Origin of the sequence: Paenibacillus lutrae, from assembly GCF_009757775.1 — a bacterium.
Taxonomy (GTDB): domain Bacteria; phylum Bacillota; class Bacilli; order Paenibacillales; family NBRC-103111; genus Paenibacillus_F; species Paenibacillus_F lutrae.
Genome location: NZ_RHLK01000002.1, coordinates 53,246 through 74,453 on the forward strand (window position 1 = coordinate 53,246; position 21,208 = coordinate 74,453).

Here is a 21,208-nt window from a genome sequence, read left to right on the forward strand (position 1 = left end):
CCATCGCCCTTTTAATATAACATATCATGTAAGGTCGTACAATAGGTTGTGACCGTTTTGTGAATAAAAAGAAGAGCCGTGCAGATATGATCTGAGGCTCCGTTTCTTGTGTATAGGTTATGAGGGCGTTCAGTTGATTTTAATTCCCAGCACATGGTCAAGCGGCACAGGACCGATATCGCGGCTGTCCTTGGAATTGTTCCGGTTGTCTCCCATGACAAAAACGTGTCCGCCCGGAACGGTGACGGTTTCTGAAGACTGATAGCTCATAACTCCGTTCACATAAGGTTCTTCCAGCGGCTCGCCGTTGCGGTACACCTTGTTATTCTTGAATTCCAGTGTGTCGCCTGCTTTGCCGATGACTCTTTTCACATACAAATTATCGTCGATTTCTCCGCTGAGCATTGTGAAGAACGGGTGCTCCAGAATGTCGTCTTTGAGCGTACGCTCCCGCTGTACACGGCTATCGATAATCACGATGTCCCCGTAATCCGGCTCGCGCCCCAGCGTATGAGATAGCTTGGACACATAAATGCGCTGATTATCGGCTAGTGTCGGGTCCATGGAATGTCCAAGCACCTTGGTGGGCTGAATTCCGAAAATGCCGATCAATAGCGCAATAGCAAAGGCCATTCCAAGTGACAATGCCCAGCCACCGATTTCTTTTGCGACTTTGTTCATATTGGTCCATGCCTCCCATTTTTAACAATGACTCTCACTTTTGTATTATATCACGTCCCATACAGCCTGCACAAAAAAAGGCCAGCTCCGGATATCGGACTGGCCTGAGTGAGGAAGAGGCCCTGCCGGCCTCTTGCTTGTACTAGTATTCGTTCTCAGGTGAGCGGATCCATTTACGCAAATATCCTTGATCGTAGAGAGCTTTGATCAGAATGATCAGGATAGGGGAAAGGATGACACCGGCTACACCGAATAGGGATAAGGATATAATCATGAAGGATAGCATCGTAAATGCGGAGACGCCAAGTGATTCCCCGGTAATTTTGGGCTCCAGTATTTGCCTCACAAGCACGGTGACGCCTAGAATAACCGTAAGCCAGATCGCTGTTACCGTACTTCCGGCAATAAAATGATAAGCTATCCATGGCACGAAAAGCGCGGATACGCCAAGCAGCGGCAGCACATCGAAGAAAGCGGCCAGCAGCGCGATCGTGAATGCGTTATTCACGCCGAGAATCATAAGCGAAACCAGAATCATCACGAAAGTAATGGAAATTAGAATGGCTTGAGATTTTAAATAAGATACAATTCCTTTAATTACGTTCACTCTTAAGAAATCATAGGCTTTAACGAATGTCTTAGGCGTTTTTTCCCTTGCAGTCCGTTTCCACCAGTTAATTTCGAGACTCAGGAAGAACGCCAGAATGATGCCGGCTACGAAATTGATCATCATGCTGGAGAACGAAGACACCAGACCTGTAATCCCCGTGGTCAAGAAGTGGAGCAGCGTCTGCAGGAAATTAGTAGCAAAGTTAGTCGCCTTGGCTGCCATCTGATTGGCAATTTCCCTTGTTTTATCGATTACATCGGGAGGTAATGCCGCAATACTGTTCTGAAGATCAGCGGTCCGTTTTGTAATTTGTTCTTGCAGCAGCTGGGTGTATTTAGGCAGAACGCTCAGTAAATTATCCAGCTGGGTCGTGAACAGATAACCGGCCCCTGTAAATACGGCAAGGACAATTAAAATGAAAAGCAGGGTAGATATCGTTGTCGCCAGCATTTTTTTGAGGCCTTTCCGGTTCAGGAAGCGGGCCAGCGGTTCGATCATCATGAAGATGGCGAACGCCCAGAAGATGGGCGTCGCTATACGGTACATGAAACTGAACAGTTTCATAAACAGAAAGACCGTCAGCACAATGAGTGCGATGTCTAAGATGGTCTTGTAGTACCGCTTGTAGAACGAGATCATAGCATTCCTCCGTATCCGATTTGAACGCTGCTTATTGGGCTGTCAGAATCAGCGGCCCTTCACTTGTAATCGCAAGCGTATGCTCATACTGAGCGGATAAGCTGCCGTCCACCGTGCGCGCTGTCCATCCATCGAGATCCACGGTGGCAAAATACATGCCCGTGTTCAGCATCGGCTCGATCGTCAGCACCATGCCTTCTTTGAGCCGTGTACCGCGGCCCGCGGGCCCGTAGTGAGGCACCTGAGGCTCCTCATGCATCTTCTGTCCAATTCCGTGACCGGTGAAATCACGGACCACAGAGTAGCCCTTGGCTTCGGCAAAGGCTTGAATAGCATGGGCAATGTCGCCGATCCGGTTGCCGACGACTGCCTGCTCGATCCCTTTGTAGAGCGACTCCTTGGTATCTTTGAGCAGATTGCCGGCTTCCTCCGTAACCGTGCCTACGGCATAGGACCAGGCCGAATCGGCCAGCCAGCCGTCCAGATTGACGACCATGTCGATGGTTACGATATCCCCGTTGTTAAGTGGTTCTTTCTTAGGGAAACCATGGCATATGACGTCATTGACGGAGGCGCAGGTGGCATACGGATAGCCGTTGTAGCCTTTTTGTTCAGGCGTTGCACCGTTCTTAAGCATAAACTCCTCGGCGAACTGGTCAATTTCCCATGTGGTAATGCCAGGTCGGATCATAGTAGCGATTTCCCGGTGGCATGCGGCCAGCAGCTTGCCCGCGGCGTGCATTTTGTTGATTTCGTCTTTCGTTTTGATGGTTACCATACTCATCACATCTCCTCTGCCGATTTGAATGTCTATTTAAACCCTATGACTTTTCGGCAGCTTCTAGTTTCTTTTCTGTTCAAAAGTGTGCTGTTCCGAAGACATAATCTGTTACCTGTCAAATAAAGTCTACCACTAATAGTATAAAATAATGAGACAAATTTCAAATCGGGCGGCGGTTTCTTTTTGGTGAAATTGCCGGTTCCCAATCCTTATCATCAGGCTCTTGCTGCTCTCCGTGGAGTGTTAATGTTGATTTCAGGCGGCGGTTTCTTTACAATATAGATTAAAAGAATTTATACTTTTCAGGAGATGTGACTATGAACGTCAAAATTACTCGCAACGCAGCAAAAGTTTTGAAAATGGAACTGGAGAAAGAAGAGAATGCAGGCCTTCTTGTCCGGGTTCAAATCAGCCATAATCATGGAGATCATGCTCACTACGCGTTAGGACTTGATACACAGACGGACAGCGACGTTGTCGTCAAGACCGATAAAGAAATCGATGTACTGCTGGATAAGAATGAGCCTCTGCTCGACGGAATCCGTATTGATTATTTCTATATGCCTCAAGAAGGATTCATGATTACGAATCCGAGCAAAGGTAACCACGGAGACCATTAATGGCTAACGATATCCGTATTTGTGAGAAATGCAGGCATATGCAAGTGAAGTCCGCGGTTTCCAAACTTAAGAAACTGGTTTCCTCGGAAGAGGAAATTAAGGTCGGCTGCAAGTCTTATTGCGGGCCCTGCAAGCGTTACGCTTTTGTATTCGTCAACGGGCGGTACATAAAGGCTCCTTCAGAAGACGAAGCTATCGAATTAGCCAAGAAGCATCTTAAATAAGGAAAAGTGGGCCCGGACGGTTGTCCGGGCCACTTTTTTATTTTATGGAGGAGATGGGGGATGGCCGTTGCGGCCGGGCTTGCCTGCCAAGTCCAGGAGAGCTTCTTCCAGTACGGGATAGGCGAATTGGAATTCATGTTCCAGCATCTTGCGGGGAAGAACCCGCTGCCCTTCCAGAAGCAGGACAGACAGTTCCCCGAACAATCCTTTCATGACCCAGGAAGGAATGCGGAAGAGGTTCGGACGGTGCAGAACACCGGCAAGCACCTCTCCAAATTCGCGGTTGCGCACAGGATTCGGGGCCGTTGCATTAACGGGCCCTTCGATTTCATCGTTGCGGACACATGTATCGATTAACCGGACCATGTCGTCAATGTGAATCCAAGACATCCACTGATTACCGCTTCCGATCGGGCCGCCTACCCCCAGCTTATAGGGCAAGGCCATTTTAGGGAAGGCGCCTCCATCCGTCCCGAGCACGATGCCAACGCGGACTTTAACGACTCGTGCCGCTGCGATGCGATCAGCCGCTTCCTCCCACTGCTCAACGACTTCAGCCAGAAAATCAGTCAGCCGCGGCGGGCTGAATTCATCATATGTATCGGTTTCCGAGGTGCCGTAAATAGACATCCCGGATGCGTTAATAACGACCGGAGGCTTGTTGTGCAGCGCACTGACAGCGTTAGCCACGGCCGCAGTCGTTTTCATCCGTGATGCGAGAATTTGCCGTTTGGCGGTTTCGCTCCACCGCTGATTAATTGAAGCACCGGCCAGATTAATCCAGGCGTCCAAACCTTCGAGGTTATGCGGGTCCTGTTCGATTTCGGACCAGGTAATTGTGCGGACGCCGGGGAGCGACTTGCCCGGATCAGACCGGGATATGAGAATGAGCTCGTCTTGTCTTTGTGTAAAATACGAGATAAGATGTCCACCGATAAAGCCGGTTCCTCCGCTGATCGCAATTCTCATGAGTCGTCCCACCTTCCATACCTGTATATATCTATTATATGCGTAACCGTTTTTTTCCACAAACTCTACCCGTTTTTTACTCTCAAAGGTGCACCTTGACGTCCCTATATGGGTTTCAGATGGATTCGGCAATATGCTACAATACAAGGAAAAACAAGGTTGGAGAGCGGGGGATCAGACGGTGCTTGTGTTAAAAAGGTTACGTGACTGCTCGGTCCATCAGGCTGTGGAAGTGTGGAATGAAGGATTCGGCGATTATTATATCCCGATGAAGTTAAGTCCGGATGCGTACTTAAGCCGCTTCGTGAACGAGGGGCTTTCTGCCGATCACTCCCTGATCGCTTATGAGGGGGATGAACCGATCGGATTTCTTCTCAACGGGATTCGCAAGGCCGGGGATCAACTTGTTTCGTGGAACGGAGGTACGGCTGTGATTCCTGCTTATCGTGGTCAGGGGGTCGGCCGCCAGTTGTTGGAAGCCTCCCTGGATATATACAGGCAGGAGAATGTCTCCGTTTCAACGATCGAAGCTTTCGGGGTGAATACAGGCGCGATCCGGTTGTATGAATCGCTGGGTTATCGTACGCAGGAAGTTCTGCTTCAGATGAAATCCGGTGACAATACATGTGTACCGGAAGTATGGACTTCGGCGGGGACTGCTCCTTGTGGCACATCCGGCGATCAGGCCGGGGAAGAACAAGGACATCCGCCTGCAGGATCGTTAGAACGGAGCGGCCGAGTCTACACACTTCGGCGGGGTACCGCCCGCGATGCTGCCAAACTGCCTTTTTATCCAAAGATAGAGGCGTGGCAGGGCAGTTGGGCGAGTCTGACCGCAGGAGAGTCGGTGGTGGTGCTCTTGGACGGATATCCGGCAGGTTATGCCCTCTACAAGCACACATTTAACGCAGATGGCCGCCAGACAGGCATCGTATTGTACCAGTGTGAAGCTTCGCCTTCCGCTGAGGATGAAGAAAGCATCCTGACTCTGCTTCTGCAGGCTGTATATGCCAATCCCGCGGGTCTGGATCTGGCCAGGAATGTATCTCACCTTCGGTCCAGCGGAGAGCATCTGGTTCGTTTGCTGAAGGGGGCTGGGTTTGTGACGACCCACGAACTGGTATGGATGACGCAGTCTCTGTAAGAGGAGTTCCGGGCTGGAGGAAGACGAGAGAAAGAAATTACCAAATCCACACAAGATGTTGTGTGGATTTTTTTGTAGGTGCCGAATGGAATTTCGTGTATAATGACTCCAATAAACTTTTATTGACCGAAGGTAAGGGAATTGAACCTGCCGGTTGGATGCTGACAGAAAGGAGAACCACTACACTTGAACCGGATTCGGCATTTTCTATCTTCGTATCATCCGATTGTGCATACCTTGCTGTTTGGTACCGTGATGGCGCGGGCCGCATCTTCGATGAGCATGCCTTTTCTTGCCTTGTATCTGGTTGATACAACGTCCATGAGCAAGGGAATGATCGGGCTTGTTATCGGAGCCAGCTCACTGGCTGGAACTATCGGGGGGTTTATCGGCGGAACCCTGTCCGACCGCATTGGGCGCAAAGCGGTGATGCAGGGAGCGCTGCTTACCTGGGGGGCGGTGTTTATCGGATTTTCACTCGTTTCGCATCCGCTCTTGTTCCTATTGCTGAATCTTATCAGCGGGTTATGCCGTTCTTTCTATGAGCCCGTTTCGCAGGCCCTTATGGCGGATCTGACGGAGAAAGACAAACGGCTGCGCGTATACTCGCTCCGTTACCTGGCCATCAACATAGGAGTAGCGGTCGGGCCGCTGATGGGCGCGTATTTTGGAATGATCAAAGGGTCCCTCCCGTTCCTCATTACCGGATTTGTTTACCTGGCCTATGCGGTATTCCTCTGGGCGATGATGAACAAATTCAGAATCAAGCACGTCGCAGCAGAGGCAAAAGAGCGGATCACATTCTCAGCCGCCTGGCATGTCGTGCGCAAAGATATGACGCTTCGCTACCAGCTGCTTGGCGGCATGATCGGAGCGATCGGTTACTCCCAAATGGCGATTACCTTATCGCAGTACATTAACGAAAGCTTCGCGGACGGGGTGAAGCTCTTTGCCGCTATGATGAGCGTCAACGCTCTAACCGTGATCGTGCTCCAGCTGCCGCTCGCCAGATTAACAGAGAACAGATCCCCTCTGCTCTCTATCGTACTCGGCAACGTTCTTTTTGCACTCGGGGATGTAGGGTTTGCTTTATCGGATCACTGGATACTGATCCTGGTCTCTATGGTTGTGTTCACTGTCGGCGAAACCTTGAACTTCCCGGCCGCTACGATGCTAATGGACCGGATCGCTCCCGAGCATATGAGGGGCACGTATTTCGGAGCTCAGACGCTTACCAGCCTCGGCCACTTCATAGGGCCTTGGGTCGGCGGCATTCTGCTCGCTTCAATGGGTGGTTCCATGTTCCTGGTTATGGCCGTTATTACGATGTCCAGCTCTTTGCTCTATTGGAGAGGGAGCCTGCTGCTTGCAAGAAGGACAGAATCAGATCCAGGCCGGAATCAAGCTCTTTGATAACCGTGACCTCTGATAACGGTGACTCTCTATAAGTCATGTCTACAAATGAGCAAGCAAGATTCTCAAGTTTCGGTACAAGCTCAAAAAACAAAAAACATCCCATTCCGCTTCTTCAAGTGGTTTGGGATGTTGTTATTTCTTCTCTATAAACAGAACATCGGCCTGTAACCCGGCGGGATAAGAGACGAAAAGACTTGCTGCTGCTTGATCTACCGGGCAAATGCGAGCTGTCTACTTGGCGCGGTCCGAATTGAAAGGAGCGCTTGTAATGGAGCTTCTATCTGCATTGGTATGCAGACCGGCATCGGATTTAGGACTAACGGTAATGGCTGTGACAAAAGCGAGCACGGAAAGGAGCGCTGCGGATTTACGCACCAGCGGACGCTGAAGGAACGGAACCTTGGATGGATTGTTGTTGGAATAGACGAAGACGGCGAACATAAGAATGGAAACGGTGAATGAGAAGAGTGCCAGAAACCCTTGCATAATGGTTCCCCCTAGTTAATAGTATGGGTAGTATTTCCTATGTAAATAGTACCATACCCAACTGAAAATGGGAAGATTTTATCAAAAATTTATCAAATTGCAGTTGGAAATGTCTGTTTAGGACCCCTTTATCTAAAAAATCCCCCTAAAACTAGGTCCACTGTATAGGACCTGTTAAGGGGGCTGCTCCGCTGAGAGTACTGCAGGCTACTGGTCAGAAGGTTCTTTATTCACGTTTCTTGGCGGCAGAGGGCCGAAATATTGATACAGCTGACATTCGATCCGTCCGTTAAACAGCTTGCGGCGCTTGTCCGCGGAACGGTTGAAATTATGCTCCAGCTGCTTGCTCGGGCTCAGTACGAATGTGCTCCAGGTCGGGATGGAAGCAGAGAGGTTGCCGAGCTGCCGCAGGGCGCGCTCCACTTCCTTCTGATCCCCCAGACGCTCGCCATAGGGCGGATTCGTAATCAGACAGCCGTAATCGCCGCGCGGGCGGGCTTTGACTACCGGTTCTACATAGAATTTCAGCTCGTTAGCCAGTCCGGCCGCTTTAGCTGCCGCCTGGGCGACTTCGATCGCCTTCGGATCAATATCGGACCCGGCGATCTCAAGGGGCTTGTCATCCTGCAAGGAATCATAAGCTTCCTCGCGTGCCTGTTCCCAGCGGTCTTCGCCGATGGCATCCCAAGCTTCGGAAGGGAAGGAGCGCCGCAGACCGGGAGCAATGTTCCAACCGATCATAGCCGCTTCGATCAGGATCGTACCGGAACCGCAGAACGGATCGTAGAGAGGCCTTTCCGGGCGCCATCGGCTGAGATTGATCATGGCAGCCGCCATCGTTTCTTTGAGCGGCGCCTCCGTCACCAGCTTGCGGTAGCCTCTTTTATGAAGACTAGGGCCGGTTGTATCGAGAGTAAGGGTGGCTATATCGTTAAGCAGAGATACCTCGATGACGTAGAGCGGGCCATCTTCATGAAACCAATCTGTATGATAACGTTCCTTCATTTTCTCAACGATAGCTTTCTTCACAATCCCCTGGCAGGCAGGTACGCTCGACAGCTGGGATTTGTGGGACCGTCCTTCTACAGGGAATTCCCCGTCTCCCGGAATCCAGTCGGGCCAGTCCAGCGCCTTGGTGCCTTCAAAAAGTTCATCGAATGTGAAGGCCTCAAATTGTCCCATTTTGATCAGGATACGGTCGGCTGTACGGAGCCATAAATTGGCCCGGCATACCGCCAGCTCGTCTCCTGTGAATGTAACCCGGCCATTCTCTACGGTGACGTCCTCGTATCCGAGCTCACGTATTTCTCTTGCGACGATCGCTTCAAGTCCCATTGGACATGTGGCAATCAGATCCAGTTTAGCCATGCTTTCAGTTCCTTTCCGGTGGTGTCCGTGTAATTTCTAAGTATAGGGGAAAGAGAGGCAAGTGACAAATCGGACTTGCTGTGAATGAAGATCCCGGTTTGCATCGGTTGAACGGAAGCGTTTTTTGGTTTACAATGACGTCACTGATTCAGGCGGGACCGTTTATATGTACGAATTCGATAGAACCGATTATAAAAGAGTCAGGGATAAAAAGGAATCCCCGCCGGTGTTAGTGCGGGGCAATCGCCAGAAAAGAGGACACCTGCATGACCAACAAACATCAATCAACGACTCCCGCAGAAGCAGCGGGCTCTAGAGTGGAAGATTCTTTGCCGGCCCAAGGCCCGGCTGCAGCTGATGATCTTAATGCAGAGACCTATTTAGAACGCTTATACCCCGATGATGAAGCGCTGGAGCTGGTCAACGCGTCCATCCGCGCGAACAATATGCCGGAGATTTCCGTTGCTCCCGGATATGGCCGGCTGCTGACGATGCTGGTGCGGATGATCGGAGCGAGCAGGGTGCTGGAAATCGGCGCATTGGGGGGCTACAGTGCGATCTGCCTGGCCAGAGGGCTGAGTGAGGGAGGACAAGTCCTGTCGCTTGAAATCAACGAGGCCTTCGCTGAGACGGCCCGGCTTAACGTGCAGGAAGCCGGATTCGGTTCCTTCATCGGCTACCGGATCGGGAATGCTGCCGAGAGTCTGGAGGCGCTGTGCTCGGAGGGTGCCAAGTTTGACTTGTTCTTCATTGATGCGGACAAAGTCAATTACCCGAATTATCTGGAGTATGCGATCCGGCTGGCTAACCCGGGCGCGCTGATTGTCGGCGATAATATTCTGATGAGAGGCCGTACCGTCGATCCGGCTGTGAAGAAGAAATCAGTTGAAGCTATGCGTCAGTTCAACCGGCAGTTTGCATCGGACCCCCGGCTTGAGAGCACGATGCTGCCTGCATATGACGGACTTGCGATTGCCAGGGTGCGCTGATCCGAACAAGCGAAGCGGCTGTAAATACCAAGAGGCGATTATTTCCCACCGTGCTTGACCGGGAAATAATCGCCTCTTTGATTCGGAGTGTCCAGTTGTTATCTCCGCCGCTATTTTCAGTTCCTCATTCGCCGGGTTTGATGGACGGATTCGCGGGTGCTTTCATCAGAGTGCGGTAGGACCACACCGCATTGACCGCCAGCATGAAAGCGGCGAACAGGAAGAGCTGGCGGATGTTAAGGATTCCCGACAGCATACCGCCGGTAACAGGCCCGAGCATGTTGCCCAGGGACAGGGCGCTCGTGTTGAAACTGTATGAGCGGCTCTCCATGCCAACAGGCGTATAGGTCCGGATCAGGGAATTGACGGTCGGCAGCAGACCTCCGATAAAGATTCCGAGACAGAAGCGCGCAGCCATAAGCTGCCAGACATTCTGTACGAATGCCTGCGGGATGAAGAAGATTGCCGCTCCGGCCAGCGAGAAGATCAGAATACGCTGAGGGCCGATTCGGTCGGATAACTTACCGAGCAGCGGAGCCGCGGCCATGTTGGAGAACCCGGTGATGGAACCTACCAGACCCGCGTAGAAAGCCAGGAGCTCCCCCGTTCCATGCAGTTCTTCTACGAATAGAGCCATCAGCGGCATGGAGGATTGGATCGAGAATTGAATCACGAATGTAATCGAGTAGAGGGCAATGAGCTGGCGGATGGGCCGCAGATCCCGATACCCCTGCATGACAGACACTTTGGGCTGCTTCTTCGCTTCCTCGACATTGAATTTTTCTTTAACCAGCAGCATCGTTACGACGGTGGCGATAAAAAGCATAGCTCCGGTCACATAAAAAATATAACGGAACCCGATAAGCTCAGCTAAAAGGCCGCCGATAAGCGGTCCCAAAATGGTACCGGCTACGGCGCCTGACTGAAGAGTGCCCATAGCGAATCCGATTCTATCGCGAGGCGTGTTCGTGGACATGAGCGCTACGGCAGCGGGTGCATAACCCGAGATCGTTCCGTTGACGAGCCTGAGCACCAGGAGAACCCATGGGGCATGTGCGAAGCCCATCGTCGTCATCACAATGGCCATCCCGAACCCCGAACGGAGGAGCATGACTTTACGGCCATAGCGGTCCGCCATACCTCCCCAGAACGGCTGAAAAAGAAAGGAGGTCACAAAGTTGCCTGCAAAAATGATGCCGGTCCACGTTGCGATTTCCTGCGCATCCTGAAGACCCAGTTCCTTCAAATATAAAGGAAGAAAGGGCATGATCATGGTCATGCCGGCCATTACAAAAAACTGTCCGATCCAGAGGACAGCCAGATTAACTTTCCAATTGATCATGCTATCCCTCATTCCTGCTGCGTATAATTTCTGTCCATAAAAAACCCGTCCGTGGAATTCATCCCTTTTATTATATCACAAAAAAAGAAAATTTCTCCTTGGTCAATTAGCTAGGCTTGCTGCCCGTATATTTTTACAAGTTAAAGGGGAGCGGGTTGAAGCTCATCCGATTATGCATAAAATTCCATTTGGGAGGGAAATATAAGTGCATAAGGTCATGTGAAGGAGCTGATCTCCATGCCGTTTGGAGCCCATGAAACTGTCGAAGTACACGAGATACTAACTGAAAAAATGAACATGATCCAGCATTTTTCGCTTTATGCCGGGATGTCCAGCCACCCGCAGGTGGGCGCTCTCGTTCAGCAGCATCTCTACTCCGCTATCCAGCATTATAACGAGCTGGTAGCCTATACGCATGATTACAGTGCTGCCGGTCAGCCGCACGCCTATGGGCAGCCGCCGGCGGTGCCTGTCCAGGATATCGTCTACGGGCTCCGCCATCCGGCTCAGCAGTCGCCGCGTACCGACGGTACGCTGGGGGATGAACAGATCTTGACGGCCGTGCTTTGCTGCCATAAAAACAGTTCCCGCAACCAGATGACTGCCGCTCTGGAATGCGCCGATCCGAACGTCCGCCGGATGCTGCTGACTTTTTCCGTGGCAGCGGCCGATCATGCCTATGAGGTATTCCTGCTCCTGAATGCTCAGGGACAGTACCAGGTACCGACTATGCATGATCATACCGCGAAGACGTACCTGCACACATTTCAAGCCGTGAATGAGCAGCCGGGGAATACTTATGCACCTGCAGGTTCTGATTCTCACTATGCAGCGGGTACCGGATTTGCAGCCTCTTCCGGCAGTGGATACGGAAGTCAGGGACAGTCTTATCGTCCGAATAGTGCTGGTTTGTCTTCCGCGCATCAGACGGGGCCGGCTTATGACAATGGCGGACACACACATTCCTACGCGAACTCCGGCCCGTACACGCAGACGCCCGCCTACCGGGTTCCAGAGCAGCCTGCGCCATCTTCTCCTTATAACGCCTCACATAGAGACGGGGGACATAACCAGGAAGATAGCTTACGCAATGGCACTTCGCCCTACCCGCAATCTGACTACAGAGGATCGTATTCTTCACCGACCGGCAGTGTGAGTAACCACGAACAAGAGAACCGGGGCAACACACACCGGGCTTTCCCGGACTCTAACGCTCACCTGTATGCTTCCGACTCCTATGGCCCAAGGGGGCAGATGAACGCAGAGAGGGTCAGAAACACGGAAGAGCACGGAAAGCCGGAAGAGCACGGAAACACGGACGTATATAAATCACACTGATTTCTTACTATGCTTATAAGAGCAGCGGGTGATGTACTTCCTTGTTAAAAATATTCAAATGAACCCAAATGCCTTGAGGCCCTGCTGCGGAACGTTTATAATCGCAGAAGGGCCTTTTTTCCATTCATGCCCTAATCGGATTTAGGAGTGGATTAACCGATGACAGCCAATACCCGTAACATCTACTGCGTAGGACGCAATTACAAACTGCATGCCGCCGAGCTCGGAAATGCCGTACCGGAAGAGCCGATGATCTTTACTAAACCGACTCATGCACTTGCGCTCATGAACGAAGATAGGCTCGCGCTTCCGCAGGGCCGCGGTGAAATTCATTACGAAGGTGAGCTTGTCCTGCACCTTGCCAAGGACTATAAACCCGGCTTGACCGTGGATGAGCTTGTGGACAGCTTCGGGCTTGGCCTGGATTTTACTCTGCGTGATGTACAGAGCGAATTGAAAAAGAAAGGCCATCCTTGGCTGGCTGCCAAAGGATTCCGCAACTCGGCGGCTCTGACGGAGCTGCGCGCTTTTCCGGGCGCGAAATTACTGGAATCAACTGATTTCCATACCGTACGCAATGGAGAAACCGTTCAGACCGGCAACATCCGCGACATGATTTTCTCTCTACAGACGATTATCGACTATATCGGTTCCAACTATGGTCTGGGAGCGGGAGATCTGATCTATACAGGCACCCCGGCCGGAGTGGGCGCTTGCGCGGACGGCGATGTGTTTGAACTGGCATGGGGCCAGGAAGTATTCGGCCGCTGCACGGTTCAGATATAGGTGGACCTGCAGATGATACGTCAAGCTGTTAGACCCGGAGCCGGCTTATGAAGAAGCGCGAAGTCCGAATTCTGCTGCTTTCTATAATCTCTGCGGTTCTTCTGATGACAGGACTTTATTATGCAAAAGATAGAATCTTCCCGTCATTATCAGCCGAAGGGGTAGAAACCGCCGCTCCGTCACCGTCCGTCAGCCCTGAAGATCCGGTATCTGCTTCCGCGGAACCACGGCCGACGGCATCTCCAGTACCGGCAGCATCTCCTTCCGGCCCAGGATCGGAGTCTGCACCGGACAAGAAGGTGCCCCAGACTTCAGCTCCAGCTGCAAGTACACCCAAGCCGAAATCTACCTCTAAACCGGAGACCGCCGCACCCAAACAGATCGCGCCCCATGAACCGATCGATCTGATTTTTGCAGGCGATGCCCTGATGGACTGGTCGGTCAAAGAAACGATCAAGAAGAAGGGGCCGGATTATCCCTTCCAGTATGTGAAGCAGGAAGTATCCAAGGCTGATTATGCGTTCGTTAACCTGGAGACTTCCGTAACGAATGCGTCTGAGAAAGACACGAATCAGCTTTATAACTTCAAGTCGGATCCCGTTTCGCTTAGAGGTCTCAAGAACGCAGGCTTCGACCTGGTTTCGATTGCTAACAATCATGTGCTGGATTTTGGGCGTCAGGGATTCCTGGATACGCTCGACAATTTGAAACAGGCCGGACTGCCCTATGTAGGCGGGGGACGTAACTCCGAAGAAGCTTATAAAGCCAAGACAGTCAAAATTAACGGGGCTACGGTTAAATATCTCGCTTTTTCCAGATTCATCCCGACTCCTGACTGGTTTGCGGGCCCGGATAAACCCGGCATTGCCCAAGCCTATGACAAATCGGCTGTTCTACCCGTGATCAAACGGGAACAGAAGGATTGCGATTATTTGTTTGTCTATATGCACTGGGGGGTCGAGAAGAACCATAAACCGGAAGAGTGGCAGCGGACTTTTGCCAAAGAAATGATCGATGCGGGTGCGGACGGCATCATAGGCAGTCATGTGCACGTGCTTCAAGGCTTCGAGTATTACAAAGGCAAGTTGATTGCGTATTCGATCGGAAATTTCCTTTTCCCCGATTATGTCAAAGATGCCAAAGCGGATACAGGTCTGCTTAAACTCAAGCTGAAGAATGGCCTCATTACAGCAGATTTTAATCCTTATTACATCCAGAAGGACCAGATTATCAAGCGGGATGCCGCTTATGATCAGAAGCAGTTGAGCTTCCTCCAGTCGATCTCCTACGGTGTCCGGCTGCGCGGAACAGCTATTGAACCGGCGAAATAAGCGGCTGCCTATCTCAGCAGATAAGCATGGCCTGGAACCTGACTTTCGCTTGTAACAGATGTTCTAAAAGAAAATTAGAAAACACACCTCCTAAGGGGGTGTGTTTGGCTTTATACAGTTAGTTCCCAGTCCGAACAGGGTTAGCGACGGGCCTTGCGCTCTGCATCTTCTTCCTGCTCTTGCTGGATCGGATCGGGCAGAAGTCCTTCCTCGGTCAAATCCTCATTGGTCTTCATGGCTTCCATGTCTTTGCCGAGCTGCTTGATTTCAGCCATATCGCCCGCCATGGACCCATTCATGACTTCATTGATATCGCGTTTGGCAGAGTCCTGCCGGGCATCATGCTTTTCGTGCTCCCGCACCGTTTCTAAATCTTCGTTCTCATATTGTTTAGGTATGTTGTTCTTTTGATTGGTAATCGGGTTGTGCGTATTTTCTTCCGTAACCGGATTTGTCTCGTTGCTATTATTAGCCGGGTTGTTATGGTTGGTATCCATTTTAAAAATCTCCCCTCGAGTCACGTTTATTTCTGTCAGCCTTACATGTATCATTACCCTCAGCGTCGAAAACGAAACTATACCGGTTCTGTGCTATCATTAGAAAAAGAAAAAAGAGGAGGGAGGAAGACGGATGGATATTTGGATCGGCTTATTGGGAAGCGTCTTGATAGCGGGTGCCGCTTACGACAAGAAATCATTAACGGCTTCGGGTGCCGCAGCTGCCATTGTGGTAGGAACCGTTCTGTATTCACTGGGAACAGCCGCCTGGTTCGGTACACTGATTGCGTTCTTCTTATCCTCTTCGATGCTGTCGAAATACAAACAAAAGCGCAAAGCCGCCATAGAATCGGGCTATGCCAAAAGCGGGAACCGTGATGCCGGTCAAGTACTTGCCAACGGCGGGCTCGGCATGCTGCTGTGCATCGGGGGAGCGCTCTTCCCTCATCCTGTATGGTGGGCCGCCTTTGTCGGGGTAATGGCCGCTGTAACGGCTGACACCTGGGCCACCGAAATCGGCGGGCTGAGCCGGACTGCGCCGCGGTCGATCCTGACCGGCCGCAAGGTGGCCGCAGGGACTTCCGGCGGCGTCACGGCTCTTGGCCTGCTGGCGACAAGCGCAGGCGGACTCTTCATCGGCGGAGCCGCCTGGGTGTTTGGGCGGCTCGGCAGCGGCGCCGGACTTGCGGCGGCGGGACCGCACCCGCTGGAGATGCTGCTGCCGCTGATCGCGGCAGGGCTCGCAGGCGGGATCGCCGGTTCACTGGCCGATTCCGTAATCGGCGCGAAGTGGCAGGCGATGTACCGCTGCCGCGTCTGCGGCCGCGAGATTGAGCGCCGCACGCATTGCGGCGCAGAGGCTGAGCCGCTGCGGGGCTGGGGCTGGATGACGAACGATGCCGTGAACGTCATCGGTTCGCTCATCGGCGGAGCAGCTGCAGCCGGCGCAGCCTATTTGGCGGGCTGGCTGTAAGGCAAGCCGCTGTCACAGACCAAAAAACCGAACCTGGTAACCGGGTTCGGTTTTTTGGTCTGTGGCTTTTCTGGGAATGGTGGGTGCCGATTGTCTTGGCTCTGCTCGCTCATGTAGAAATATTGTACAGGCTAGAAATACTGTCAATTTACTTTTTGCTCAAAAAAAGCCTCATTTGGTCAAATCATGGCATAAATCTGAGAAATACGGTCAAAATAAGTACGTTTTTATGAATTTCTCGTTCTCACGTTTGGAATGCTTGGTAATCTATGTTAGGGTTTAATAAGGGCGGTCTCAAATTAAAGATGAGGAGGAATTGACGTTGTATGGATCACATGATATTTGAAGTAGGAACGGCGCTGTTGTTAGTCGCCATTGCTTCTGTTCTTGCCAGTAAACTGAAATTTTCAATCATTCCCTTTCTGATCATACTGGGGATGCTTGTTGGCCCCCATGCGCCGACACTCGGAATAATTGATTTGAAATTTATAGAAAGTCAAGATATGATTGATTTTCTGGGACGCATAGGGGTCTTGTTTCTCCTTTTCTATCTGGGGTTAGAATTCTCCGTTCCCAAATTAATTAAATCGGGCCGCAATATTGTGGTCGGCGGAAGCGTGTATGTTCTGCTAAACTTCTCCATTGGACTCGCTTATGGCTTTCTAATCGGCTTTCCTTTGTACGAAACGTTAATTACAGCGGGGATGCTGGCCGTGTCTTCCAGTGCAATTGTAGCGAAGGTGCTGGTTGACCTAAGACGTACAGGAAACAATGAAACCGAACTCATCTTAGGAATGATCTTGTTCGATGACATTTTCCTGGCTGTATTCTTATCCATTATGTCGGGGTTGCTGCTTGGCGGGGCTACATCTGTGGGAGGGACGGTCCTCTCGGTCGGTATCTCCATCGGCTATATGATTTTGTTTTTTATCATCGCCCGAAAAGGCACGAAGATTTTGAACAAGCTGTTAAATATCAAATCCAATGAAATCTTTATCATCGTGGTATTTGCTTCTTTATTCTTTATCGCGGGTTTCTCCGAGACCTTGCATGTGGCTGAAGCCATTGGCGCCCTGCTGTTTGGTCTTGCCTTATCCGAAACCGTACATAGCAAAAGGATTGAACATCTGGTTGTCCCGTTTCGAGATTTCTTCGGTGCCGTTTTCTTCTTCAGTTTCGGTTTGAGTATTGATCCGCTGACACTGGGGAATGCAGCCTGGCTCGCTATAGGCGCAGCAGTGCTGACGATCATCGCGAACATTGTATCGGGGATGATTGCAGGCCGCAGTGCCGGACTATCTCATAAGGCCTCTACGAACATCGGTCTCACGATCATGGCCAGAGGAGAATTTACAATTATTGTAGCGAATCTGGGAATATCAGCCGGATTACTTCCAATTTTAAAGCCGTTCTCAGCGCTTTATGTACTGATCTTAGCGATTGTCGGGCCTTTACTGACGAAAGAGTCGAAACACATATATAACGTCATGAACAAAATGTTTAAATGGAGCAAGCCGCAAGAAAAAGTGAAAATGAACGGAAAATGAGGGGGAGGTTCTCACTATGAGTATTATAAAAGAATCGGATCTGCCGGGTATCGGGAAGAAATATCAGGTGATCACGAGCTCCGGAGACAAAATGGTTATTGTCGTTCATAATGACGGCAGAAGAGAAGTGTATCATTTTGAAGATGATAATCCGGACGAAAGTATTTCAATGGTGACCATGGAAGATGAGGAAGCGCGTCAGGTCGCTGCAATTATCGGAGGAATGACGTACAAACCGACGGCACTGGAAACGATTGAGGTATCCCTGGAAAATCTGATTATCGAATGGAGCAGGATCGAACCCCACTTTATAAGTGTCGGGAAATCCATTGCGGAGCTTCAGGTCCGGGAGAGAACAGGGGCAACCATCCTGGCACTCGTGGAGAAGAAAAACCAGAAAATCACACCGGGCCCGGATGATATCATCTCGGCGGACATGACGGTCGTAATGGCCGGCGAAAGAAAGCAGATTAAACTGCTTAAAGAGCTGCTGCTGCACGGCTGAACAGGCAAGCGTAGTGGTTTCAGCCGTGCCGCATGTCATGGTGCAGCATTCTTTAACGCGGATCCGTGTTATATCCGCATCCATGCAGAATGAACAGCAAAAAGCCGATCCCGGCTGCGGGATCGGCTTTTTGCCGCACGGTTATGGCTGTTCTAGACGTCACCGTCTCCCGAGTCTCTGCGGCTGCCGAACCGTTTGCTCGGCGGATTGTCATTCATAGGAGTCGGCTGATTATCACGATCTAGAGAAGTTGAAGATAACGGCGAGGACGAGGACTCCAAAGTTGCATTTGTGTCCGTGGATGACGGAGAGGTTCCGAGCCTTTTTCTTAATTCACGAATCTCTTTGCTCATCTGCACTTGGCGCAGAATTCCGAATAAACCTACAATAAGTCCGCCTAATACAGTGGAAATGACGATAACGAGAATGAGAGGAGCATTGGTCTCGACGAATAGAAAGTTGACGCGGACACGGTCCATATTAACCACGGCGAATACAGTGGTCAGCAGGGCGAATAGCAAGGCCCCGATGGACAGCCATTGAACACGGCCTGATTTCATGGGCAAATCACTCCTTCCCCTTAAGTCAAGAAAGGGCCGTGACATGTCACCGGCCCTTTCTGATGAAGGTTAACCCCGTGCAGATTACTTTGTCAGCTCTTCCATCTGATCCAGCAGTGAGGAGAATACGCTCATAGCCTGCTTAATCGGTTCGGGAGAGGACATATCCACACCGGCTTTTTTCAGAATGTTAATGGAATAATCGCTTCCGCCGCTCTTCAAGAAGCCCAGGTAGCGTTCGACCGCAGGCTGGCCTTCGTCCAGGATCTGCTTGGAGAAGCTCGTAGCGGCTGAGAAGCCGGTCGCATATTTATAGACATAGAAGCTGTTATAGAAGTGGGGGATGCGCGCCCATTCCATTTCGATGTCTTGATCCACTACCATCTCTTTACCATGATAGAGAGTGTTTAAATCATAATAAATTTTGCTGAATTCCTGAGCGGTCAACGATTCGCCCTGTTCCGTTTTCTCATGGGTGATTTTCTCGAATTCAGCGAACATGGTCTGACGGAACACCGTCGTACGGAACTGATCTGCGTAATAAGTCAGGAGGTAAAGCTTCTTTTTAGGATCATCCGTGTTTTTGAGCAGGTGATCCATCAAGAGAGCCTCATTCAACGTCGAAGCCACTTCAGCCAGGAAAATGGTGTACTGGGCATCGCGGTAAGGCTGGTTCTCATCAGAGAGGTAAGAGTGAATGGCATGACCCATCTCGTGGGCTAAGGTAAACATGCTGTTCAGGTTGTCTTTATGATTCAGCAGCACATAAGGATGCGTGCCGTATGCTCCCCAACTGTAGGCTCCGCTGCGCTTGTTCTGGTTCTCATAAATGTCGATCCAGCCGTTCTTGTAGCCGTCTTCCAGAATGTTCACATAAGTCTGGCCCAGCGGCGCAAGGCTTTCCTTGATGGTTTCTTTCGCTTCATCATACGTAATCTTCATTTGAAGATCGTCGACAAGCGGGACGAACAGGTCATACATGTGGAGTTCGTCTAATTTGAGCAATTTCTTACGCAGCTTCATGTAACGCTGCAGCAGCGGAAGAGACTCATGAATCGTATCAATCAGATTCGTATAGACTTCCGGCTTAATATTGTCTCCGAACAAGGACATTTCCAGCACGGACGGATATTTGCGCGCCTGCGAATAGAACAGGTTCTTGTTGATGTTCGAAGAAAGAGTAGCCGCGATGGTATTCTTCTGTTTCGAATAGGTCTCATAGACCGCTTTAAAAGCCTGCTCGCGCACCTTACGGTCCCGGCTTTCGAGGAACTGGATGTAGCTTCCGTGGGTCAGCTCTGTCTCTTCGCCGTTCTCATTCTTGACTTTGGGGAACTTCATGTCGGCATTGTTAATCATTCCGAAAATGTTGCTCGGAGCCCCGGACATATTGCCGGCCATCGCAAGAAGCGCTTCCTCGTCCTTGGATAGAACGTGCGGTTTCTGCCGGATCATTTCTTCCAGCGTAGATTTATACGGCTTCAGTTCCGGACTGCTTACAAGGGATTTCAACTGATCGTCGGAGAGGCTCAGGATCTCAGGAGAGATGAAGGACAACGCTTGGCTGACTTCCACACTGAGCTTCTGCGCCTTATCTGACAAAGCCTGGTACACCGGATCCGTCATGTCTTCATGGTGCTTCATATTTGAATACACATAAAGTCTTTCGGTATGTAAAGAAATGTCGTCTTCAAGCTGGAAGCATTGTTTTACCGTTGCAGCGTCGCTCAGTTTACCCGCATACTGCTTAATTTTACCGAGTGATTCTTTCGTTTCGTTGTATTCTTTATTCCAAGCCTCTTGACTCGCAAAAAGATCTTGCAGATTCCAGCGGTGTTCAGCCGGTACGTCTTTACGAACGGGAATTCGGTTCATCGGAACCCTCCTGACAGATGATTTCGGATTGGGGGCCGAATGTGCGCCGCTGCCGGGAACCAGCGTAGACGCAAGCAGTCCGGCTAAAGCAAGGATCGGTATGAAACGCATAGAGATCACGCTCCCGGACGGATTTTCCCCGGAGGGAATCTCATCCTAGTATGGCCGATCAGCAAGCTAATTATCATTATAGGGGAATGTGTTTGTGAAGTAAATTCGGCCTATTGTCCCGTACTTCCAAGCTTGAACAAGGAGATGACGACAAGAGAGAACGAACATAGCACCATGATCAGCGCAAAAATAGCCATCGGCCTTTTCATATGATCGGGCAGCCGGCTGCGGGAGAGAAGCACGATACAGGCCAGTGCGAAGCCTGCAATCACAAACAGAAGCACATCATTAAAAAAACTCATACCCGTTATCACCTCCTGTTTAATCGTTTATTTCGCAAAGATCTGCTGGTATGTATTCGGTTTTGAAACGGTGATTTCCTGTCTAAGGGCGGAACCTAACAAGAAAACCCGCCT

The 21,208-nt window shown here is 50.8% G+C and carries 22 protein-coding genes; 11 read left to right on the forward strand and 11 right to left on the reverse strand.

Annotation, left to right across the window (positions count from 1 at the left end; translation table 11 throughout):
* Positions 1-129: 129 nt before the first annotated feature.
* The 3 genes from lepB to map all read right to left on the reverse strand — a co-directional run bounded on the left by lepB (position 130) and on the right by map (position 2,708).
* Positions 130-681: a signal peptidase I gene (gene lepB / locus EDM21_RS02790; RefSeq protein WP_157332750.1), complete on the reverse strand. Its 552-nt coding sequence runs from the start codon at positions 679-681 to the stop codon at positions 130-132.
* Positions 682-823: 142 nt separating this feature from the next.
* A complete protein-coding gene (gene ytvI / locus EDM21_RS02795) occupies positions 824-1,930 on the reverse strand; it encodes a sporulation integral membrane protein YtvI (RefSeq protein WP_157332752.1) in 1,107 nt (368 codons plus the stop codon).
* Between the two features lie 31 nt (positions 1,931-1,961).
* On the reverse strand, positions 1,962-2,708 hold the full coding sequence (map, locus tag EDM21_RS02800) for a type I methionyl aminopeptidase (protein ID WP_157332754.1): 747 nt from the start codon (positions 2,706-2,708) through the stop codon (positions 1,962-1,964).
* 320 nt (positions 2,709-3,028) lie between these two features.
* Here map and EDM21_RS02805 point away from each other — a divergent pair, with 320 nt between their 5' ends.
* Together EDM21_RS02805 and EDM21_RS02810 are read left to right on the forward strand one after the other, a co-directional pair.
* A complete protein-coding gene (locus EDM21_RS02805; RefSeq protein WP_157332756.1) occupies positions 3,029-3,331 on the forward strand; it encodes an iron-sulfur cluster assembly accessory protein in 303 nt (100 codons plus the stop codon).
* Entirely contained in the window at positions 3,331-3,555 is a 225-nt protein-coding gene (locus tag EDM21_RS02810; protein ID WP_157332758.1) for a DUF1450 domain-containing protein, read from the forward strand. The genes EDM21_RS02805 and EDM21_RS02810 overlap by 1 nt, the downstream gene beginning before the upstream one ends.
* A 42-nt stretch (positions 3,556-3,597) precedes the next feature.
* Here the strand turns inward: EDM21_RS02810 and EDM21_RS02815 are convergent, their stop codons facing one another.
* Positions 3,598-4,524, reverse strand: coding sequence for a TIGR01777 family oxidoreductase (locus EDM21_RS02815; RefSeq protein ID WP_157332760.1), 927 nt, complete (start codon positions 4,522-4,524; stop codon positions 3,598-3,600).
* Between the two features lie 181 nt (positions 4,525-4,705).
* Here EDM21_RS02815 and EDM21_RS02820 point away from each other — a divergent pair, with 181 nt between their 5' ends.
* Both EDM21_RS02820 and EDM21_RS02825 read left to right on the forward strand, forming a co-directional pair.
* Positions 4,706-5,668, forward strand: a complete 963-nt coding sequence (locus EDM21_RS02820) for a GNAT family N-acetyltransferase (RefSeq protein ID WP_166541797.1) — start codon at positions 4,706-4,708, stop codon at positions 5,666-5,668.
* A gap of 186 nt (positions 5,669-5,854) precedes the next feature.
* Entirely contained in the window at positions 5,855-7,081 is a 1,227-nt protein-coding gene (locus EDM21_RS02825; protein WP_157332764.1) for an MDR family MFS transporter, read from the forward strand.
* 234 nt (positions 7,082-7,315) lie between these two features.
* Here EDM21_RS02825 and EDM21_RS02830 read toward each other — a convergent pair whose 3' ends face one another.
* Both EDM21_RS02830 and EDM21_RS02835 read right to left on the reverse strand, forming a co-directional pair.
* Complete coding sequence (locus EDM21_RS02830) at positions 7,316-7,570, reverse strand: hypothetical protein (protein ID WP_157332766.1); 255 nt, start codon at positions 7,568-7,570, stop codon at positions 7,316-7,318.
* A gap of 207 nt (positions 7,571-7,777) precedes the next feature.
* Positions 7,778-8,938, reverse strand: a complete 1,161-nt coding sequence (locus tag EDM21_RS02835; RefSeq protein WP_157332768.1) for a THUMP domain-containing class I SAM-dependent RNA methyltransferase — start codon at positions 8,936-8,938, stop codon at positions 7,778-7,780.
* A 266-nt stretch (positions 8,939-9,204) separates the two neighbouring features.
* On the opposite strand from EDM21_RS02835, the gene EDM21_RS02840 reads away from it, so the two are divergent.
* Positions 9,205-9,927 (forward strand): O-methyltransferase, encoded by a 723-nt coding sequence (locus EDM21_RS02840; RefSeq protein WP_157332770.1) that lies wholly within the window; start codon positions 9,205-9,207, stop codon positions 9,925-9,927.
* Positions 9,928-10,051: 124 nt separating this feature from the next.
* Here EDM21_RS02840 and EDM21_RS02845 read toward each other — a convergent pair whose 3' ends face one another.
* A complete protein-coding gene (locus EDM21_RS02845) occupies positions 10,052-11,269 on the reverse strand; it encodes an MFS transporter (protein ID WP_157332772.1) in 1,218 nt (405 codons plus the stop codon).
* 237 nt (positions 11,270-11,506) lie between these two features.
* Here EDM21_RS02845 and EDM21_RS02850 point away from each other — a divergent pair, with 237 nt between their 5' ends.
* The 3 genes from EDM21_RS02850 to EDM21_RS02860 all read left to right on the forward strand — a co-directional run bounded on the left by EDM21_RS02850 (position 11,507) and on the right by EDM21_RS02860 (position 14,724).
* Entirely contained in the window at positions 11,507-12,607 is a 1,101-nt protein-coding gene (locus EDM21_RS02850; RefSeq protein ID WP_157332774.1) for a spore coat protein, read from the forward strand.
* Between the two features lie 159 nt (positions 12,608-12,766).
* Complete coding sequence (locus EDM21_RS02855) at positions 12,767-13,393, forward strand: fumarylacetoacetate hydrolase family protein (RefSeq protein WP_157332776.1); 627 nt, start codon at positions 12,767-12,769, stop codon at positions 13,391-13,393.
* A 47-nt stretch (positions 13,394-13,440) separates the two neighbouring features.
* The gene (locus tag EDM21_RS02860; RefSeq protein ID WP_157332778.1) at positions 13,441-14,724 is read left to right on the forward strand and encodes a CapA family protein; all 1,284 of its coding nucleotides are present in this window, start codon (positions 13,441-13,443) and stop codon (positions 14,722-14,724) included.
* Between the two features lie 140 nt (positions 14,725-14,864).
* Here the strand turns inward: EDM21_RS02860 and EDM21_RS02865 are convergent, their stop codons facing one another.
* On the reverse strand, positions 14,865-15,221 hold the full coding sequence (locus EDM21_RS02865) for a hypothetical protein (RefSeq protein ID WP_068773674.1): 357 nt from the start codon (positions 15,219-15,221) through the stop codon (positions 14,865-14,867).
* A 133-nt stretch (positions 15,222-15,354) separates the two neighbouring features.
* On the opposite strand from EDM21_RS02865, the gene EDM21_RS02870 reads away from it, so the two are divergent.
* The 3 genes from EDM21_RS02870 (at position 15,355) to EDM21_RS02880 (ending at position 18,246) form a co-directional block, all read left to right on the forward strand.
* Entirely contained in the window at positions 15,355-16,194 is an 840-nt protein-coding gene (locus EDM21_RS02870) for a DUF92 domain-containing protein (protein ID WP_157332780.1), read from the forward strand.
* Positions 16,195-16,520: 326 nt separating this feature from the next.
* Positions 16,521-17,741 (forward strand): cation:proton antiporter, encoded by a 1,221-nt coding sequence (locus EDM21_RS02875; protein ID WP_157332782.1) that lies wholly within the window; start codon positions 16,521-16,523, stop codon positions 17,739-17,741.
* Positions 17,742-17,757: 16 nt separating this feature from the next.
* The gene (locus EDM21_RS02880; protein WP_068773677.1) at positions 17,758-18,246 is read left to right on the forward strand and encodes a cation:proton antiporter regulatory subunit; all 489 of its coding nucleotides are present in this window, start codon (positions 17,758-17,760) and stop codon (positions 18,244-18,246) included.
* Positions 18,247-18,398: 152 nt separating this feature from the next.
* Here EDM21_RS02880 and EDM21_RS02885 read toward each other — a convergent pair whose 3' ends face one another.
* The 3 genes from EDM21_RS02885 to EDM21_RS02895 form a co-directional block, all read right to left on the reverse strand.
* On the reverse strand, positions 18,399-18,806 hold the full coding sequence (locus tag EDM21_RS02885; RefSeq protein WP_157332785.1) for a LapA family protein: 408 nt from the start codon (positions 18,804-18,806) through the stop codon (positions 18,399-18,401).
* A gap of 84 nt (positions 18,807-18,890) precedes the next feature.
* Complete coding sequence (gene pepF / locus EDM21_RS02890) at positions 18,891-20,681, reverse strand: oligoendopeptidase F (protein ID WP_201280753.1); 1,791 nt, start codon at positions 20,679-20,681, stop codon at positions 18,891-18,893.
* Positions 20,682-20,902: 221 nt separating this feature from the next.
* Positions 20,903-21,094, reverse strand: coding sequence for a hypothetical protein (locus EDM21_RS02895; protein WP_068773680.1), 192 nt, complete (start codon positions 21,092-21,094; stop codon positions 20,903-20,905).
* Positions 21,095-21,208: the final 114 nt, after the last annotated feature.

Bases quoted from the DNA above. Each gene is read 5' to 3' on its own strand.
- EDM21_RS02865 (WP_068773674.1), bottom strand. From the start codon at position 15,221: ATGGATACCAACCATAACAACCCGGCTAATAATAGCAACGAGACAAAT.
- EDM21_RS02810 (WP_157332758.1), top strand. From the start codon at position 3,331: ATGGCTAACGATATCCGTATTTGTGAGAAATGCAGGCATATGCAAGTG.
- EDM21_RS02885 (WP_157332785.1), bottom strand. From the start codon at position 18,806: ATGAAATCAGGCCGTGTTCAATGGCTGTCCATCGGGGCCTTGCTATTC.
- map (WP_157332754.1), bottom strand. From the start codon at position 2,708: ATGGTAACCATCAAAACGAAAGACGAAATCAACAAAATGCACGCCGCG.
- EDM21_RS02855 (WP_157332776.1), top strand. From the start codon at position 12,767: ATGACAGCCAATACCCGTAACATCTACTGCGTAGGACGCAATTACAAA.
- ytvI (WP_157332752.1), bottom strand. From the start codon at position 1,930: ATGATCTCGTTCTACAAGCGGTACTACAAGACCATCTTAGACATCGCA.
- EDM21_RS02895 (WP_068773680.1), bottom strand. From the start codon at position 21,094: ATGAGTTTTTTTAATGATGTGCTTCTGTTTGTGATTGCAGGCTTCGCA.
- lepB (WP_157332750.1), bottom strand. From the start codon at position 681: ATGAACAAAGTCGCAAAAGAAATCGGTGGCTGGGCATTGTCACTTGGA.
- EDM21_RS02875 (WP_157332782.1), top strand. From the start codon at position 16,521: ATGGATCACATGATATTTGAAGTAGGAACGGCGCTGTTGTTAGTCGCC.
- EDM21_RS02835 (WP_157332768.1), bottom strand. From the start codon at position 8,938: ATGGCTAAACTGGATCTGATTGCCACATGTCCAATGGGACTTGAAGCG.
- EDM21_RS02830 (WP_157332766.1), bottom strand. From the start codon at position 7,570: ATGCAAGGGTTTCTGGCACTCTTCTCATTCACCGTTTCCATTCTTATG.
- EDM21_RS02840 (WP_157332770.1), top strand. From the start codon at position 9,205: ATGACCAACAAACATCAATCAACGACTCCCGCAGAAGCAGCGGGCTCT.
- pepF (WP_201280753.1), bottom strand. From the start codon at position 20,681: ATGAACCGAATTCCCGTTCGTAAAGACGTACCGGCTGAACACCGCTGG.
- EDM21_RS02860 (WP_157332778.1), top strand. From the start codon at position 13,441: ATGAAGAAGCGCGAAGTCCGAATTCTGCTGCTTTCTATAATCTCTGCG.
- EDM21_RS02805 (WP_157332756.1), top strand. From the start codon at position 3,029: ATGAACGTCAAAATTACTCGCAACGCAGCAAAAGTTTTGAAAATGGAA.
- EDM21_RS02870 (WP_157332780.1), top strand. From the start codon at position 15,355: ATGGATATTTGGATCGGCTTATTGGGAAGCGTCTTGATAGCGGGTGCC.
- EDM21_RS02845 (WP_157332772.1), bottom strand. From the start codon at position 11,269: ATGATCAATTGGAAAGTTAATCTGGCTGTCCTCTGGATCGGACAGTTT.
- EDM21_RS02880 (WP_068773677.1), top strand. From the start codon at position 17,758: ATGAGTATTATAAAAGAATCGGATCTGCCGGGTATCGGGAAGAAATAT.
- EDM21_RS02850 (WP_157332774.1), top strand. From the start codon at position 11,507: ATGCCGTTTGGAGCCCATGAAACTGTCGAAGTACACGAGATACTAACT.
- EDM21_RS02815 (WP_157332760.1), bottom strand. From the start codon at position 4,524: ATGAGAATTGCGATCAGCGGAGGAACCGGCTTTATCGGTGGACATCTT.